The following is an 18,083-nucleotide window of genomic DNA, read 5'->3' on the forward strand; positions in this document are numbered from 1 at the left end:
ACTTTTCAGACGACCTTTTATATATTTTCCACAGCAATTTTGAACATATATATTAGGTTCTAAATAAAAAAGCCCCTGTCCGACAGAGGCTTTTCCATTTCTCAGAAACCAGATTATTTCAATTTGGTTTCTTTGTAAATAACATGTTTACGGGCAACCGGATCAAATTTTTTGATTTCCAATTTGCCGGGCATAGTGCGTTTGTTTTTGGTAGTGGTGTAGAAATGACCAGTACCAGCACTGGATTCCAGTTTGATTTTATCGCGCATTGCAGTAATCCTTAATTAACGGTTTAAATTAAGCTTCGCCGCGAGCACGCAAATCAGCCAATACGACATCAATGCCTACTTTGTCGATAGTACGCAATGCAGCGTTAGAAACGCGCAGGCGAACCCAGCGGTTTTCACTTTCAACCCAGAAACGACGTGATTGCAAGTTAGGCAAAAAACGACGTTTGGTTTTGTTGTTGGCGTGTGATACGTTGTTGCCAGACATCGGGCGCTTACCGGTCACTTTGCAAACTCGTGCCATGGTTAGTCTCCAAACTTCTAAAATAGTAAAACGCGATTTATACCATAAAAAACAGCGTTAGTTCAAGCATTTTGACAAAAAACCGACTGCCTGTCGGGATAAATCTTCCAAATGTTGTTTTCGCGAAACGCTTTGACCGCGAAATGAATGAGGCGAAATTATAGCGGATTTCCAAAGCTTCTGCATATGAAAAGGTCGTCTGAAACTGTCGTTACCGTTTTAAGATAACCTTTTCTCTCGAATTAGCGATTCCATATCCTTCCGTAGCAACACTCATCAATGCCCTCCTCCGCCTCCGTCGTGATGGAAAGGCGGCTTCGCCAGCCAAATAATGGGAATCATGATAATGAACAAGATACTGCCCGCCAAAAATATCTCATTCGAGCCAACGATAAAACCCTGTTGGGTAATGGTACTGTTTATCAGACCGACTGCCTGCCCTCCGTTCAAACCCGCTTCCACCATCTGACGGACTGCTTCGGCGGTATCCGGAGAATACGGCGTGATATGTTCGGTCAGTTGCGTATGATGTAAAGCCTCCCTCCGCTCCCACATGGTACTGACGACAGACACACCGACACCACCCATAAAGACACGCAGAAAATTCGACAAACTGCTTGCCGATGCGATTTGCGGACCTTTCATGTGCGACAGAGTAATGGTCGTCAGCGGCAGGAAGAACATGGCCACACCCAAACCCTGCCAAAACTGCGGCCAAACAACACTGCTCATGTCCATTCCCGCATAAAAATCCGTCCGCCAATGAAAAGTAAAGGCAAACATCAAAAAACTACCGGTAACCAACAGGCGCATATCGATTTTATTGCCGAACCGCCCTATCAAAGGAGAGAGAAAAATCGGCAGAAATCCGATAGGGGCAGCCGCCAATCCCGCCCATGTGGCGGTATAACCGAGGTTGGACTGCAACACCAGCGGCAAAAGCGTCAACGTGCCCATATACACCATAAACCCGAGCGAAGTCGTCAAAACGCCGATGGTAAAGTTGCGGTTTTTAAACAAAGACAAATCGACAATCGGATATTTTTCACCTAATTCCCAAACGATGAAATAAGTCAGACATACCGTTGCGACGACTGCCAATACGATAATTTCACCCGATGCGAACCAATCGAGCTCTTTCCCCCTGTCCAGCATCATTTGCAACGAGCCGATACCGACGATCAGCAAAATCAGCCCAGTGTAATCAATAGGCGTTTTAACCGTATCGGTTTCACGGTCGCGCAGTTGCTGCCAGGCGATTACCGCAGACAAAATGCCGATGGGTATATTGATGAAAAATATCCACCCCCAATGCCAGTTGTCCGAAATCCAGCCACCGAGAATCGGTCCTAAAACAGGGGCGACCACGATTGTCATCGCCCAAAGTGCCAATGCCAAAGTCCGCTTCTCGGGCGGGTAAGATGCCATCAGAAGGCTTTGGGACAAAGGAATCAGCGGCCCCGCTACAAAACCCTGCAAAATACGGAAGAGCACCAAGGTTTGCAAATTCGGTGAAATACCGCACAGCCAAGATGTAATCACGAAGCCGATGACCGATCCGACAAACAGCCGCACTTCACCCACCCGCTTCGCAAGAAACCCTGTCAGCGGTACGGAAATGGCATTTGCCACGGCAAATGATGTAATCACCCACGTTCCCTGAGTCGTTGCCGCACCCAAATCACCGGCAATAACGGGGACGGCAACATTGGCAATCGTCGTATCCAATACTTCCATAAAGACGGCAAGGCTCAGCGACAATGTAACTAAAACCAACCTGATGCCTGTCAACGGCGGATAATTCATCAAAATCTTCCTTCACTGCCGACATTGTCATTCCCGCTTTTAACTCAGGCGGGATTTTCCGTATCGACTTTTTTCCCGAAACAGAATGAGCGAGCCCCTCATCCTGATCACACTACTTGTTCCACTAATTTGCCGGATATGAACGTTTCAGACGACCTGTCGGGATACCGAAGGTCGTCTGAAACAGGTTATTTGGCGTATTTTTCAAAAATCTTATCGATTAATGCATTAGCCGCCGCCCAATCTACGCTGTCCGTTTCCGGGGCTGCCGAATTTTTCACGGCGGCCGCCGTCATCGGCTTGCCCGAACCCGCTTCGGCAATATCGACTTTGACTGTCATGGACAAACCGACGCGCAAGGGGTTTGCTTTCAATTCGTTAGGATCAAGGCTGATTCTGACCGGTACGCGCTGAACAACTTTAATCCAGTTGCCCGTTGCGTTTTGCGGAGGCAAAAGCGAAAACGCACTGCCCGTACCGGCGGACAAGCCCATGACTTTACCGTGGTAAACCACTTTTTTGCCGTACAAATCGGCAGTCATTTCCACAGGCTGTCCGATTTTCATTTTCCGTAATTGCGATTCTTTAAAATTGGCATCCACCCACAAATCCGTCAGGGGAACAACTGCCATCAGAGCCGAGCCTTGCGAAATTCTTTGTCCGACTTGGACATTGCGTTTGGCAATCTGCCCGCCCATAGGCGCACGGATTTGTGTACGCTGCAAATTCAGCCAGGCATCTTTAATCTTGCTCACTGCGGTCTGAACGGCAGGTTGCTCGCGCACGGGAATATTGTTACCCAACGCAGCCTGAGCCGAAGCCTCTTCCGCTTCCACTGCTTTCAATGCTGCTTGCGCCTGAACGACCGCCGCCCGGGCATGACTTAACTCCTCGCCGGAAATGGCATCCGTACCGGATAGGGCCTCCCTGCGTCGCAAATCTGCCTGAGCGCGTGCCAAATCGGCTTTACGCAGCAACACTTGCGCCCTCGCCTGGGAATTGACTGCCGTCTGCTGCTTGTTTTGACGGATTGCCTGAATCAGCTCGTTTTGCGCCCTGTCATACGCCAGTTGGAAATCACTGTCGTCCAGAGTAACCAAAACATCGCCTTTTTTCACAACATCCGTGTCGTCAAATATGACTTTGCGCACTGTCCCGCCAACTTGCGGCGTAATCTGAACCAAATATCCCGCAACATATGCGTCTTCAGTTTTTTCTTCGTGCTGCCAAAACAAAACATAAGCAAAAGCCACGCCAATAGCCGCCAAAACAAATAGCAGCGTAACCACTGCCATATTCCGCTTGCGCCTGTTTTGCATTTTGACCGGTTTGCCCGATGTGCCGGGAGTTTGCCCGCCGTTTACTGACTTTGTTTCCATGATTTAATTTACCCGAGTATTAAACTGATTGGCTTTCTACAAAACTAACATCCGAATCTTGGATAAATCCTTAGCCGCTCCGATTTACCATGATTTCCATAAAACCAATCTGAGGGTTCGCGAAAAGCCTAATATCGAATATTATTTCATGTTTAATGAATAATAATATCTTATTGATTTTATCTGAACGTCAAATAAGATATAGGGATATGAGCATTCTATATCCCTACCATTACTCAATCAAGTAACTATTTTAAATGGAATATAACCACCATCCTTTTTTAATGATTTAATGTCATTTTTCTTTATACAATAATGATGATTATTAGAGAATAATTTGCAGGTATGCCGATCTTATCTAAATGTAAAATATATCCCAATTACATTTTTTGTTGCTTGTTTACCATTTTTATACCCCAAGAAACTATCTCAACATTTCAGTTTGGCATGATGAACACTTATTCCTGAAATTCAGTTTCACAACCTTTCTATTGAGTTTAAACACACGCCTCCCCTTTAATTCTCTTTCAAATAAATAATGAAGAAAAGCATCAGCTCGTCTTTCCAAACAAAAAGGGTCGTCTGAAAACCCATTTTTCAGACGACCCTTTCTCTGTTTTAGAAAAACTCTGTCCCAACCCCTATACCGCTTCTTGCAAAAAGCCTGCCAGTGCGGCGGTGTCGAGTGCGATCATCAGTTCTTCGTTGGTCGGCACGACCAAGACGGCGGGGTTGGAACCTGTCGGGCTGATGATGCCTGAGTTGCCGTAGCGTTTTTCCATATTGGCTTTGGTGTCGATGTGCAGACCCAAATAGTCGAGGTAGGCGACGGTTTTGGCGCGGATGTTGCGTGAGTTTTCACCAATGCCGCCAGTGAAGACGAGGGCGTCTATGCCGCCGCAGGCAACCGACATCGAGGCGATGTATTTGGCGAGGCGGTAGGTCATGACTTCGAGGGCGAGGCGTGCGCCTTCGTGGCCTTCGTCGGCGGCGATTTCGAGGGTGCGGCAGTCGTTGGAGAGTTCGGAGATGCCGAGCAATCCTGATTTTTTGTTCAGCATTTCATCGACTTGTTCGATGTTCATGCCGGCGTGGGCGGTCAGGTAGCTGTACACGCCGGGGTCGATGTCGCCGCAGCGTGTACCCATGACGAGACCTTCGATGGGTGTGAAGCCCATGCTGGTATCGACGGATTTGCCGTTTCGGATGGCGGTGATGGACGCGCCGTTGCCGAGGTGGGCGACGATCATGCGCAAATCTTCCAGCGGTTTGCCCAAAATCCGCGCGGCTTCAGGGGCGACGTAGCGCATGCTGGTGCCGTGGAAGCCGTAGCGGCGGAAGGCGTATTTTTTGCGCAATTCGCGCGGCACGGCGTAGGTGTAGGCGCGTTCGGGCATGGTTTGGTGGAACGAGGTGTCCATCACGCCGACGTTGGGTAGGCCGGGGAAGTGTTCCTGCGCGGCGAGGATGCCGCTGATGTTGGCGGGGTTGTGCAGCGGGGCGAGCGGGATGCAGGCTTTCAGTTCGTCGAGGACGTCTTGGTCGATGAGGACGGACTCGTGATATTTTTCGCCGCCGTGGGCGATGCGGTGTCCGATGGCTTTGATGCGGTCGTGCAGACCGTGTTTTTCGAGTTCGTTCAACAACATACCTACCGCACCGGCATGGCAGTTGCGACCGGTCAGGGGAACTTGGCGTTTGTTGCCGTCTTTGTTGAAGGTGATGACGGCTTCGGGCGTGGTCAGGCGTTCGCCGAGGCAGCTTAGGACGACGCTGCCGCTTTTGCGGTCGATAACGGCGCCTTTGAGCGAGGAGCTGCCGCAGTTCAGAACGAGGATGAGTTGGTCGGACATGATGTTTCTCCTTGTAGTTTGTGGTTGTTTTTTTGGTGTGTGGTCGTCTGAAAAAGGATGGGCGTCGGGCGGGGTGCGTTTCAGACGACCTCTTTGGGCAAAGCTTATGCCGCATTTTCTATCGTCATTCCCGCCTGAGCGGGAATGACGGCGGTTAGGCTATTCGGCTTTATTGCAATCCTTTATCAAATGTCGTCTGAAACAGTGGACAGTGATGTCCGTCCTACATGATTTCAAAAACAATCATCGGGAACGCGCACCTGCCCTTCCATAATCACGCGCGCGCTGCGGCTCATGACGGCTTTTTTCACCGCCCAAGCGCCGTCGGAACATTCTGCCGCCGCACCGACGCGCAATGTGCCGGACGGATGGCCGAAGCGTACTTCGTTGCGCGTTCCTCCGCCTGCGGCGAGGTTGACCAGCGTGCCGGGGACGGCGGCGGCGGCGGCGATGGCGACCGAGGCAGTACCCATCATGGCGTGGTGCAGTTTGCCCATGCTCAGGGCGCGTACCAGCAAATCGATGTCGGCGGCGTTCACGGTTTTGCCGCTGGAGGCGGTGTAATCGGCGGCGGGCGCGACGAAGGCGACTTTCGGCGTGTGCGCGCGGGCGGCGGCTTCGGACACGTCGTTAATCAAGCCCATTTTCAGCGCACCGTAAGCGCGGATTTTCTCGAATTTTTCCAGCGCGGCGGCATCGTTGTTGATGTCGTCCTGCAACTCTTTGCCCGTGTAGCCCAAATCGGCGGCATTCAGGAAAACGGTCGGAATGCCCGCGTTGATAAGCGTGGCTTTCAGACGACCTATGCCCGGAACGTCCATCTCGTCCACCAAGTTGCCGGTCGGGAACATACTGCCTTCGCCGTCGGCGGGGTCGAGGAATTCGATTTGCACTTCGGCGGCGGGAAAGGTAACGCCGTCCAGCTCGAAATCGCCCGTTTCCAACACTTCGCCGTTTTGCATCGGAACATGGGCGATGATGGTTTTGCCGATGTTTTTCTGCCAGATTTTCACCGTGCAGATGCCGTCTGAAGGGATTTTGCCTTTATCGACCAAGCCCTGTTCGATGGCGAACGCGCCCACGGCGGCGGTGAGGTTGCCGCAGTTGCCGCTCCAATCGACGAAAGGCTTGTCGATGGAAACTTGCCCGAAGAGGTAATCGACATCGTGGTCGGCGCGTTCGGACTTATCCAAAATCACCGCCTTGCTGGTGGACGAGCTGGCGTTGCCCAAACCGTCTATCTGCTTGCCGTAAGGGTCGGGGCTGCCGAGTACGCGCAACAGGATTTTGTCGCGCGTGCTTCCCGCTTCCCGCGCCGCCTCGGGCAGGTCGGAACGTTTGAAAAACACGCCTTTTGATGTGCCGCCTCGGTAGTAAACGGCGGGGATTTTGATTTGCGGCATTTTAGGGTTCTCCTTATGTAGCGTGGGCTCTGCCCACGATTTTTACCGTGTCAATTCAGCCTTTATTTCGTAGGCAAAGCCCACGCCACACCTACTTTCCAGAAGTACATTAGGCGACCACTCCGACCAAAGCCGTTTGATTTCGCAAAATGTCGGGGGTTCGCCCCAATCTATGGCTGCTGTGTTGTGATACGGCAGATTATTAAACTCCGTCATTCCCGCGCAGGCGGGAATCCAGACTTATCCGTACAGAAACTCATCGGATAAAAAGGTTTCCTCAATTCCACTTTCTGGATTCCCGCCTGCGCGGGAATGACGATTTACAGTAGATGCCTGCCATATCGGGAATTACGTGAATGAGCAAAATGTTGGATCCGACCCACGCTACGTCTGTTTTCAGACGACCTCTACGCCGCGTTCCCTTCCAAAAAATCCTGTGCAAACCGTTGCAGCACGCCGCCGGCTTCGTACACCAGCACTTCCTCTGCGGTATCGAGGCGGCAGGTAACGGGGACTTCGACGGTTTCGCCGTTTTTGCGGTGTATGACGAGGGTCAGGTCACCGCGCGGTTTGCGTTCGCCGACCACGTCGTAGGTTTCCGTGCCGTCCAGTTGCAGGGTGTGGCGGTTGGTGCCGGATTTGAATTGCAGCGGCAATACGCCCATGCCGATGAGGTTGGTGCGGTGGATGCGCTCGAAACCTTCGGCGGCGATGGCTTCCACGCCGGCGAGGCGTACGCCCTTCGCCGCCCAGTCGCGGCTGGAACCTTGGCCGTAGTCCGCTCCGGCGATGATGATGAGCGGCTGTTTGCGGTTCATATAGGTTTCGATGGCTTCCCACATGCGCATGGTTTCGCCTTCGGGTTCGACGCGGGCGAGCGAGCCTTGGCGCACGCTGCCGTCTTCGTTTTTCACCATTTCGTTAAACAATTTCGGATTGGCGAAAGTCGCGCGTTGGGCGGTGAGGTGGTCGCCGCGGTGAGTGGCATAAGAGTTGAAGTCTTCTTCGGGCAAACCCATTTTCGCCAGATATTCGCCTGCCGCGCTGCTTGCCAAAATCGCATTGGATGGCGAGAGGTGGTCGGTGGTGATGTTGTCGGGCAAAATCGCCAGCGGACGCATACCGGTCAACGTGCGTTCTCCTGCCAGCGCGCCTTCCCAATAGGGCGGACGGCGGATGTAGGTGGACATCGGACGCCAGTCGTACAGCGGACTTGGGGCTTTTTGCGCTTTGCCGGTGTCGAACATTGGGATATACACGTCGCGGAATTGTTGCGGTTTCACATATTCGGCAACGACGGCATCGATTTCTTCGTCGGTCGGCCAGATGTCTTTCAGGCGGATTTCTTTGCCGTCGTCTGAAACGCCGAGTACGTCGTTTTCAATATCGAAACGGATGCTGCCCGCGATGGCGTATGCCACCACCAGCGGAGGCGAGGCGAGGAAAGCCTGTTTCGCATACGGATGGATGCGGCCGTCGAAGTTGCGGTTGCCCGACAGTACGGCGGTGGCGTACAAATCGCGGTCTATGATTTCCTGCTGGATTTTCGGGTCGAGCGCGCCGCTCATGCCGTTGCAGGTGGTGCAGGCGAAGGCGACGATGCCGAAGCCGAGTTTTTCCATTTCAGGCAACAGGCCTGCTTCTTTCAAATAGATTTCCGCCACTTTCGAGCCGGGGGCGAACGAGGTTTTGACCCACGGTTTGCGTTTCAGCCCGAAGCGGTTGGCGTTGCGTGCCAAAAGTGCGGCGGCAACGACGTTGCGCGGGTTGGAAGTGTTGGTGCAACTGGTAATCGCGGCGATGATGACCGCGCCGTCGGGCATGAGGCCGTCTGAAGGCTCTTCGTAAGGCTTCGCCAGCCCTTTCGCCGCCAAATCGACGGTGGCAAAACGCGCGTGCGGGTTGCTCGGACCTGCCATGTTGCGCGTTACGCTGCTCAAATCAAACTTCAACACGCGCGGATAAACGGCGGTTTCTAAGGCATCTGCCCACAGCCCTGCGGTTTTGGCGTAGGTTTCCACCAATTTCACCTGTGCGTCGTCGCGTCCGGTCAGTTTCAAATAATCAATGGTTTGCTCGTCGATGGCGAACATGGCGGCAGTCGCGCCGAACTCCGGCGTCATGTTGGAAATGGTTGCGCGGTCGCCGATGGACAGGCTTCTCGCGCCCTCGCCGAAAAATTCGACAAACGCCCCGACCACGCGCTCTTTACGCAGAAACTCAGTCAGCGCCAACACAATATCCGTCGCCGTAATGCCCGGCTGGCGTTTGCCGGTCAGCTCCACGCCGACAATATCGGGCAGGCGCATCATGGACGCGCGCCCCAGCATCACCGTTTCCGCTTCCAAACCGCCCACGCCTACGGAAATCACGCCCAGCGCATCGACGTGCGGCGTGTGCGAATCCGTGCCGACGCAGGTGTCGGGGAACGCCACGCCGTTTTTGACTTGGACGACGGGCGACATTTTTTTCCAGATTGATTTGGTGCATGATGCCGTTGCCCGCCGGAATCACGTCCACATTTTCAAAAGCGGTTTTCGTCCAGTTGATAAAGTGGAAACGGTCTTCGTTGCGGCGGTCTTCGATTTCGCGGTTTTTGCGGAACGCATCGGGGTCGTAGCCGCCGCATTCCACCGCCAGCGAGTGGTCGACGATAAGCTGCGTCTGCACCACAGGATTCACTTTGGACGGATCGCCGCCCTTCTCTGCAATCGCATCGCGCAAACCCGCCAAATCCACCAGCGCGGTCTGCCCCAAAATATCGTGGCACACCACCCGCGCGGGATACCACGGAAAGTCAATTTCCTGCTTGCCTTCTATCAACTGGCCCAGCCAGCTTTGCAGCGTCGGCAAATCGACTTTGTCCGCGCGGTTGACCAAGTTCTCCGCCAAAATGCGGCTCGTGTAAGGCAGCTTGTCGTAAGAGCCGGCTTGAATGTCCTCGCACGCCGCACGCGCGTCGTAGTATTCCAAATCCGTACCGGGCAGCGGTTTGCGGTAACTTTGGTTGGCAGCCATGTTCAGTTCTCCTGTGAATCTATTTTTCTTGTGGTTTGGGGTTTCAGACGACGTTTGTTGAAGGGGTCGTCTGAAATCTTGGGAAATAAAAACTATTCAATTCGCTTCAACAATGGTCGATACAGCCCATTGATAGACACAATACCGGCAATAATCAGAATGGCGCCGACAAAGAAGCGTCCTTCCGGTATTTCATTCAAAAACATCCAAGCCAGTACGGCGGCAAACAATGGCTCGGCCAATTCAGTTACCTGTACCTTCGCAGCACTCAAATAATCCAATGCTTTAGTTGTACAATAAAATCCTAAAATCGTCGGCAATAAAGACAATGCCAAGAGTGGCGGAATAAAAGACCATTGCCAATGTATATCCCCAATACCTTCCAATGAAGGGATAAACAAAAAAATACTTCCAAAAAACATCAAGATCCGTGTCAAATAAATACCGCCGTTTAAGCCGAATTTTTTAATCAAAACGGAAAAACAACCGTAGCCCGAGCCTGCCATTGCGGCATTCAGAATCAACCCTAAATTTCCTTCTCCAGTCCAAGAAATCACCGCGATCCCCGATACTGCCAAACCCACACCGACGACTGAAGAAATATAAATACGTTCGTCTAACAGTATGCTGTCCAATATCAAGGCAGATACGGCAGCCGATGCCATTAATACAACTACTACATTCGCAGCATTACCGTATTGATAAGCGGTGGTTTCAAAGAAAAACAAAGTGTAAATTCCGAAAAAAGCACAAATTGCGACTTTTAACAGCAACGGCAAGATTGCCTCTTTCTTTTTTGAAATATCCGCAATCTGTCTGGTAAAACCGGTACGGCAAAGCAAAATGCTGATAAACACAAAACCTGTCAAAGTTTTCAAAAATGCAATATGCTGAACAGACAAGCCTTGCTCCATTAATACCTTACTGAATATGCCGATGGTTGCATTCAGAAGGGCTGCAGAAACTGCCAAGAATATTCCCATCAGTAAATCAGGCAGCTTCATATTTACTCCATAATACTTTCCACATAGGTACATTATTGTTTTTCGAAAAGAAAATCCCTCCAAAATCTTTATTTACCTCTTAATAATCAAAATCTTTCATTAATATCTTATGTGCTTTTCCAGATGCCAAAATGGAATGGTTGGAAAAACGATCTTTTTGCTTCCCTTCTATCAGCCGATCAGCAAATCGACTTTGCCGCGCAGTTGAACAAGTCTTCCTGTGGATCTATTTTTCTTGTGGTTTGGGGTTTCAGACGACGTTTTTGAAGGGGTCGTCTGAAAAGGTTCAAAACATCGAAACAATCATCTGATATAGCGGATTGCGCTCGTCTATCAACAATTTCACAGCCATCGAGATACTGATGACAATCAGTAGCGGCTTAATCAGCTTCGAACCGAAGCGGACGGCAAATCTCGCACCTAAATTCGCACCAACGAACGCGCCGACTGCCATCGTCGCCGCAATCGGAAAAATAATCGAACCGTGCAGCAGAAATACCGACAGAGAACCAAGATTACAGGCAACATTCGCCAATTTGGTATAGGACATCGCATTCAACAACTTGCAGCCGAGCAAAACAATAAAGGCAATCAGAAAAAACGAGCCGACACCCGGTCCGAACACACCGTCGTAAAATCCCAAAAGCGGCGCAACCGTCAGCCCGAACAGAAAAAACGACATTCTGGCTTTACCTTCCTTGCTGCCGTCAAGCTTGGGCGAAAACACAAAATACAGCGCGACGAATATCAACAAAACCGGCACGACTGCCAGCAGAATATCCTTAGAAACCAAGCTGACAGATAATGCGCCGACCACACCGCCTACAAACGATGCCGCTGCGATCGGAAGACCTTTCTTCCAATCAATCAAACCTTTGCGCGCAAAAGAAACTGTAGCCGAAAACGTAGCAGCGGCAGCTTGCAGCTTATTGGTAGCAATTGCCGATACAGGAGGAATACCCGCCAACAAGAGTGCAGGCAGTGTAATTAACCCCCCTCCGCCCGCAATTGCATCGATAAACCCAGCAATCATCGCAACCACGCCCAAAGCGAGCGTTATGTATAAATCTTCCATGTTTCTTACCCTTGCACCAATACAGGATCATCCTCTAAGCAAATATACTCAATATTATTTTTATATCCGAAAATACGAATTAACAATCTTCTGTTATCTTTGATAACATCACGGCAATGCAACGCCAACGTATTGTTAATAATTATGCAAGTATCTGGTTGTAAGTCGATTTTATATTGTTCAGATTTATTTATTAACTCATTAAATCTATTCAAAGCATCTTTAATCGGTTGAGGTGCGTGTACATTAGCAGTAAATCTATAAGAGTTATATTTAATACCAATAATTCCATCGTTATTAAATTCCAGTATTGATACTTTACTACCGCCTGTTCCCTTTCCTGACGTAAACGTTTCGCTACGAGTGAAATCAAAATTTTCTGTCGTTAATGCCAATAAATCCAAATAATTTAATTTTTCCAAAATAGGTTGTAATGGAATTACCGTCGTCGGTTCTGATAGAGGATTGTATCTTGCAGTTAAAACAAGTGATGAGGGTGCGGGAGAATGATTATTAAAAACCTTTGTTGCTGCATGGTAAGGAGCTTCGGTATGCGCCCCTAATGCAATCCCTGAATGTGAACTCTTATCTACTTGTCTGGCATCTTCATTTTCGAGTTTTGTTGCCCCGCCTCCTTTAAAGTTACCAACAAGTCTCATTATTTTCCCATGATTGTCAATATCATAAGCAAATGCAAATTGATCTACTGTTGCTAATAAAATCTGATTGGATGCAGCTAATTTCAAACATTCTAAGTTTTCTTCAAGCTCTTCCATTTTTGGCAAAGAGCTTGGAGTGCTAATTATCGAATCATCAATATTTTTATCAAAAAGACCATTGAAAATAACTACACAGGTTTTTTGATGAATGAAGTTTTGAATCTCATCCTTTTGTTCTGAGTTTAAATGTTTTTCTAACAGAATTTTCCCGGCATTACTTGCAATTTCTCTTGCTCCTTTTGCTTGACAACCTCCTATTTTTGCAATTTCTGTTGCTTTATTTTGGACAAACAAAGCAGCATCAGCCGTTAAATTGATAATTGATTGAAACTTTTCCATTTAATACATACCCTTTCTATTTGGTTAAAATTTTAAACTTAATTTCAGACAACCTTTCTAAATAAGGTAAGGTCGTCTGAAACCCTTCAGTTTTACAAATTGTAAAAAAACAAACTACTATCGTGCCTCCATTTCCACAAACGCCAAATCTTCAGGACCGGTGTAGTTTGCGCTCGGACGGATGATTTTGCCGTCTTTGCGCTGTTCGAGGACGTGCGCCGCCCAGCCGGTGGAGCGCGAAATCACGAAGAGCGGCGTGAACATGGCGGTCGGTACGCCGAGTTTTTGGTAGGACACGGCGGAGAACCAGTCTAAGTTCGGGAACATTTTTTTCTCTTCCCACATCACGCTCTCCAAGCGCTCGGCGATGTCGAAGAGGCGCATGTCGCCCGCTTCCTGACTCAAACCGCGCGCCACTTCTTTAATCACGACGTTGCGCGGGTCGGAAATGGTGTAAACCGGATGGCCGAACCCGATAACGATTTCTTTGCGGGCGATGCGTTCGCAGATGTCGGCTTCGGCTTCGTCGGCATTGCGGTAGCGTTTTTGGATGTCGTAGGCAACTTCGTTCGCGCCGCCGTGTTTCGGACCTTTGAGCGCGCCGATAGCGCCGGTGATGCAGGAATACATATCCGAACCTGTACCGGCAATCACGCGGGCGGTGAAGGTGGAGGCGTTGAACTCGTGTTCCGCATACAGAATCAGCGAAACGTGCATGGCTTTAACCTGCGATTCGGTCGGGCGTTTGCCGTGCAACAGGTGCAGGAAGTGGCCGCCGATGGTCTCTTCTTCGCTTTCGACATCGATGCGTTTGCCGTTGTGCGAATATTGGTACCAGTAGAGCAGGATGCTGCCGAGGCTGGCGATCAGTTTGTCCGCGATGTCGCGCGCTTCGCTGTCGGGATGGCTTTCGCGTTCGGGGTGAACGCAACCGAGCATGGACACGCCGGTACGCATCACGTCCATCGGATGCGTGTGCGCAGGCAGGGCCTCCAACACTTTAATCACGCGGATAGGCAGGCCGCGCAGGGATTTGAGCTTGGCTTTGTAGGCGGCGAGTTCAAATTTGTTGGGCAGATGACCGTGAATCAGCAGGTGGGCGATTTCTTCAAACTCGCATTTCTGCGCCAAATCAAGGATGTCGTAACCGCGGTAGCTCAAATCGTTGCCGGTGCGGCCGACGGTACACAGCGCGGTATTGCCCGCCGCCACGCCGGAAAGGGCGACGGATTTTTTCGGTTTAAAAGTCGGGGTTTCTTTAGTTGCAGTCATGGTATTTCTCCTTTGTGTTTTTATGGGATTTTGGTTTTTCAGACGACCTGTTCAAGGTTGAGGGTCGTCTGAAAACGGTTTTTTACTTCTGAAACAATTTATCCAGCTTCTGCTCGAAGTCGTGATAATTCAAATGCTCGTAAAGCTCGGCGCGGGTCTGCATAGTATCGACCACCGCCGCCTGCGTGCCGTCGCGCATAATCGCCTCATAAACATTCAGCGCGGCCTTGCTCGCGGCGCGGAACGACGAGAGCGGATACAGCACCAGCGACACGCCGTTGTCCGCCAGCTCTTGCTGCGTATAAAGCGGCGTCGCGCCGAATTCGGTAATGTTCGCCAACACGGGCACTTTCACCGCATCCGCAAATTGCCGGTACATCGCCAAATCCGTCATTGCTTCGGGGAAAATCATGTCCGCGCCCGCTTCCACGCAAGCCTGCGCACGCTCGATGGCGGCATCCAAACCTTCCACCGCCAACGCGTCCGTCCGCGCCATAATCACAAAATTCTCATCCACGCGCGCATCCACTGCGGCTTTAATGCGGTCAACCATTTCATCTTTAGAAACAATGGCTTTGTTCGGACGATGGCCGCAACGCTTCTGCGCCACTTGGTCTTCGATATGCACCGCCGCCACGCCCGCACGCTCGAAGTTGCGAATCGTGCGCGCGATATTGAACGCCCCGCCCCAGCCGACATCGATGTCCACCAGCAAAGGCGTATCCACATTGTCCGTAATCCGCCGCGCATCAATCAGCACATCTTCCATCGTGGTGATGCCCAAATCCGGAATCCCGCACGAACAGGCCGCCACGCCGCCGCCCGACAGATACACCGCCTTAAACCCGCTCTGCGTCGCCAGCCGCGCAAAATAAGCGTTCACACAGCCGACCACGGCAAGAGGATTCGACTCCTTCACAGCTTGGCGGAAACGGGCACCGGCAGAAAGTTGGCTCATGGTATTTCTCCTTTGTAGATTAGAATTTTTTCAGTATCGACTCAGCGGCTCGGTTTGCGCGAAACCGAAACGAACCGTTCAAAAAGAAACAATGGTTTCAAAACCATTTTCAGACGACCTTTCAAACCACCGACCCGTCAGGTCGTCTGAAAATCAAAATCAATAAAAACAATCAGTTAATAAACAGTTAATAAATTCAATACATACAATTCGGCTGAAGCGGAGGTCTAAGTATTTTTTAATTATTTTAATATTCGGAAGGAAATACAGTGGGAGATACAGAAACTTTAAAACCCGAATCGATTGCAGAAATACGGGAAACCAAAATACGGGAAACCAAATTCGGGCAAAGAGCCGTCAGACCGCCGCGACTGCCCAAGAGCAGACGACGACGGGGTCGGCAGAGATAGAAGACAATCTATAACAAGACGGAGAAGTTTGGTACAGATTCATGATAGGGTTCCTTTGTAGTGCGATGTAGTTTTTATTGGTAAGGGCAAATTTAAAAAATAATCTTCAGGCTGTCAAACACTTTTTCTCAAATATTTTTAAAAAATTTGATTATTAATAAATGATACTTCAGTAACAAAACCTAAAACACCTATCCAAAATCAGACTAAATTATTATATATTATATACTATTATCGTTACTGAAAAATCATAAATATTTTAAACAAATTATATAAAAATTAAATATAATTAATTCATTTTCTAGGAATTTTTGTTCAATCCCGAAAACAGGCAGCCAAACCGCCTAAATCGCCCAATTTTGCACCCACTCCCTTTTCAGACAAACCAAATCAGAATAACATCATGATTTATAATTTTAAATAACAATATTTAAAAATGTAGTCATATGTAGTTTTAAATATAAAAAGGTCGTCTGAAACCCATAACCCCATGATTTCAGACGACCTTCACACCCAGCCGTAGCCTGGGCTTTGCCCACGAAAAAAACAACCCTATTTATCGCCTGACTTGGGAAGCAAACGGTCAATTCCGTGGGCAAAGCCCACACTACAATCCGAAGCAGGCATCGAACCGCCCTACCCTCCGCCGCGTTGGATTTGCCCATCAAGGAAAGTTTTGTATTTAATGGGAAAGTTGCTTAATTCTCTCAGACTCACGTTCTTCCACCATAAAAGTTAAAAAAGGTCGTCTGAAACCCATAATCACATGGTTTCAGACGACCTTTTCACACATTCCCGGTACGCGCTACGACGCTGTCTGATGCCGCTTCAGGCGCATGGCGAAAAACACCATTACCGCGCCCAACACCAGCGCGCAGCCCATCGCCAGATGGATGCCGTCGAGCATGGCTTGTTGCGGCAAGGCTGCGGAGGACAGTTTTTCGCCGATATTGGTTGCGCCGACAAAAAATGCTGCGCCGATCGCGCCGGCAATCGGATTGATGGTGGTCAGAATCGCCGCGCCGTGGGGATTGAGTTTTTTCGGCAGCGCGTTCAAGCCGTGGGTTTCGCCCGTTACGCAGGCGGAGACGGATACCGCCATCAGCGTGAACATGGCGGTCAGCATCATGACTTGCGTGTCAATCCGTAAAAACAGCCATAACACCGCCAGCGACACCGTCAGCATCACCGTGGCGGGCAACACGACAAACCGTCCGCCCTTCTTGTCCAGCAGTTTGCCGAACAAAGGCGCGGCAACCGCTTGGGCGATGCTCGCGGGCATCAGAATCAGCCCCGTCGCCGTGCCGGTCAGCATCAGCACCTGCTGCGTGTACATCGGCATCATCAGTTCCAAACCCAAAAACAGGAACACCGCGCCCGCCAGAATCACGACGCAGTGGCGGAACTGCTTATATTCAAACGCCCGAAGGTTCAGCAGCGGCGTCGCCAAGCGGGACTGGCGGTATGCGAACCAGCCCACCAGCGCGACGGAAGCGGCAAACAGCAGGATAAATTCCGCCAGCGGCAGACGGGCGAAATTACTGCTCGCATACACCAGCCCGCCGAAGCCCGCGACCGACAAGACAGCCGATAAAATATCAATCTTCGGACGGCTGATGTTGCTCAAATTAACCGTCAGATACTTGCCCACCAACACCATCGCCGCCAGCATAAACGGCGCGGTAAAGCCGAACAGCACGCGCCAATGCGTGTGGTCGATGATGATGCCCGACAGCGTCGGTCCCATCGCGGGCGCGGCGGTGAACATCATGGTAATCACGCCCATCGCCGTCCCGCGTTTGTTCGGCGGGTAAATCGACAAAATACCGTTAAACAGAAGCGGCACGAAAAACGCGGCAGACACCGCCTGCACCATCCGCCCCGCGACCAGAATCCCGAAAGTCGGTGCAAACGCGCAAATCAGCGAACCCGCCAGAAACGTCGCCTGCGTAAACAACACCATCTTGCGCGTTTCAAACCACTGAATCACGCCCGCCGTAATCGGCGTAAACGCGCCCATTACCAGCAAAAAGCCCGTCGTCAGCCATTGGACGGTGGTCTTGTCGACACCGAAATCCTTCATAATCGGCGTGAGCGCAACATTTAAAAGCGTGTCGTTGAGATAGCCGAAAAACGCGCCGATAAACAGCGTTGCGACAATGGTTTTAGAAGAGAAATCGGGATTGTCGGCGTAGTATTCGTGGGTGGTGTCGTCTAGATCAATATCGGAAGCGTGCATAACATCATATTGAAATATTTGAGGAATACGGATTTTAGCATGGATATGCAAAAGGTCGTCTGAAACCCTATACCGGA

General features: G+C 50.4%; 12 protein-coding genes and 1 pseudogene. All 13 read right to left on the reverse strand.

The features are described 5' to 3' along the window. Nucleotides 1-113: 113 nt before the first annotated feature. The gene (gene rpmG, locus NSCA4_RS0101830; RefSeq protein WP_003684373.1) at nucleotides 114-269 is read right to left on the reverse strand and encodes a 50S ribosomal protein L33; all 156 of its coding nucleotides are present in this window, start codon (nucleotides 267-269) and stop codon (nucleotides 114-116) included. Nucleotides 270-297: 28 nt separating this feature from the next. Beyond that, nucleotides 298-531 carry a 50S ribosomal protein L28 gene (gene rpmB, locus NSCA4_RS0101835; RefSeq protein ID WP_002216391.1) on the reverse strand — a complete coding sequence of 78 codons (234 nt, stop codon included), beginning with the start codon at nucleotides 529-531 and terminating at the stop codon, nucleotides 298-300. Between the two features lie 276 nt (nucleotides 532-807). Beyond that, on the reverse strand, nucleotides 808-2,337 hold the full coding sequence (locus NSCA4_RS0101840; RefSeq protein WP_016686554.1) for a DHA2 family efflux MFS transporter permease subunit: 1,530 nt from the start codon (nucleotides 2,335-2,337) through the stop codon (nucleotides 808-810). Nucleotides 2,338-2,525: 188 nt separating this feature from the next. After that, nucleotides 2,526-3,656: an HlyD family secretion protein gene (locus NSCA4_RS0101845; RefSeq protein ID WP_029609446.1), complete on the reverse strand. Its 1,131-nt coding sequence runs from the start codon at nucleotides 3,654-3,656 to the stop codon at nucleotides 2,526-2,528. Between the two features lie 701 nt (nucleotides 3,657-4,357). Beyond that, nucleotides 4,358-5,569, reverse strand: coding sequence for an acetate kinase (locus tag NSCA4_RS0101850; RefSeq protein ID WP_016686556.1), 1,212 nt, complete (start codon nucleotides 5,567-5,569; stop codon nucleotides 4,358-4,360). Nucleotides 5,570-5,802: 233 nt separating this feature from the next. Beyond that, nucleotides 5,803-6,972 (reverse strand): 2-methylaconitate cis-trans isomerase PrpF, encoded by a 1,170-nt coding sequence (gene prpF / locus NSCA4_RS0101855; protein ID WP_016686557.1) that lies wholly within the window; start codon nucleotides 6,970-6,972, stop codon nucleotides 5,803-5,805. A gap of 407 nt (nucleotides 6,973-7,379) precedes the next feature. After that, nucleotides 7,380-9,990: pseudogene (gene acnD / locus NSCA4_RS12600) on the reverse strand (Fe/S-dependent 2-methylisocitrate dehydratase AcnD). A gap of 92 nt (nucleotides 9,991-10,082) precedes the next feature. Continuing rightward, nucleotides 10,083-10,994 carry a DMT family transporter gene (locus NSCA4_RS0101865; protein ID WP_029609447.1) on the reverse strand — a complete coding sequence of 304 codons (912 nt, stop codon included), beginning with the start codon at nucleotides 10,992-10,994 and terminating at the stop codon, nucleotides 10,083-10,085. A gap of 286 nt (nucleotides 10,995-11,280) precedes the next feature. Further along, entirely contained in the window at nucleotides 11,281-12,069 is a 789-nt protein-coding gene (locus NSCA4_RS0101870) for a TSUP family transporter (protein WP_016686560.1), read from the reverse strand. A gap of 5 nt (nucleotides 12,070-12,074) precedes the next feature. Then, nucleotides 12,075-13,127, reverse strand: a complete 1,053-nt coding sequence (locus NSCA4_RS15920; RefSeq protein ID WP_016686561.1) for a TauD/TfdA family dioxygenase — start codon at nucleotides 13,125-13,127, stop codon at nucleotides 12,075-12,077. A gap of 117 nt (nucleotides 13,128-13,244) precedes the next feature. Further along, entirely contained in the window at nucleotides 13,245-14,399 is a 1,155-nt protein-coding gene (prpC, locus tag NSCA4_RS0101880; RefSeq protein WP_016686562.1) for a bifunctional 2-methylcitrate synthase/citrate synthase, read from the reverse strand. 82 nt (nucleotides 14,400-14,481) lie between these two features. Then, the gene (prpB, locus tag NSCA4_RS0101885; protein ID WP_003744088.1) at nucleotides 14,482-15,357 is read right to left on the reverse strand and encodes a methylisocitrate lyase; all 876 of its coding nucleotides are present in this window, start codon (nucleotides 15,355-15,357) and stop codon (nucleotides 14,482-14,484) included. Nucleotides 15,358-16,572: 1,215 nt separating this feature from the next. After that, entirely contained in the window at nucleotides 16,573-18,006 is a 1,434-nt protein-coding gene (locus NSCA4_RS0101890) for an MFS transporter (RefSeq protein ID WP_016686563.1), read from the reverse strand. Nucleotides 18,007-18,083: the final 77 nt, after the last annotated feature.

Origin of the sequence: Neisseria sicca 4320 (assembly GCF_000193735.1) — a bacterium.
Taxonomy (GTDB): Bacteria; Pseudomonadota; Gammaproteobacteria; order Burkholderiales; family Neisseriaceae; genus Neisseria; species Neisseria sicca_E.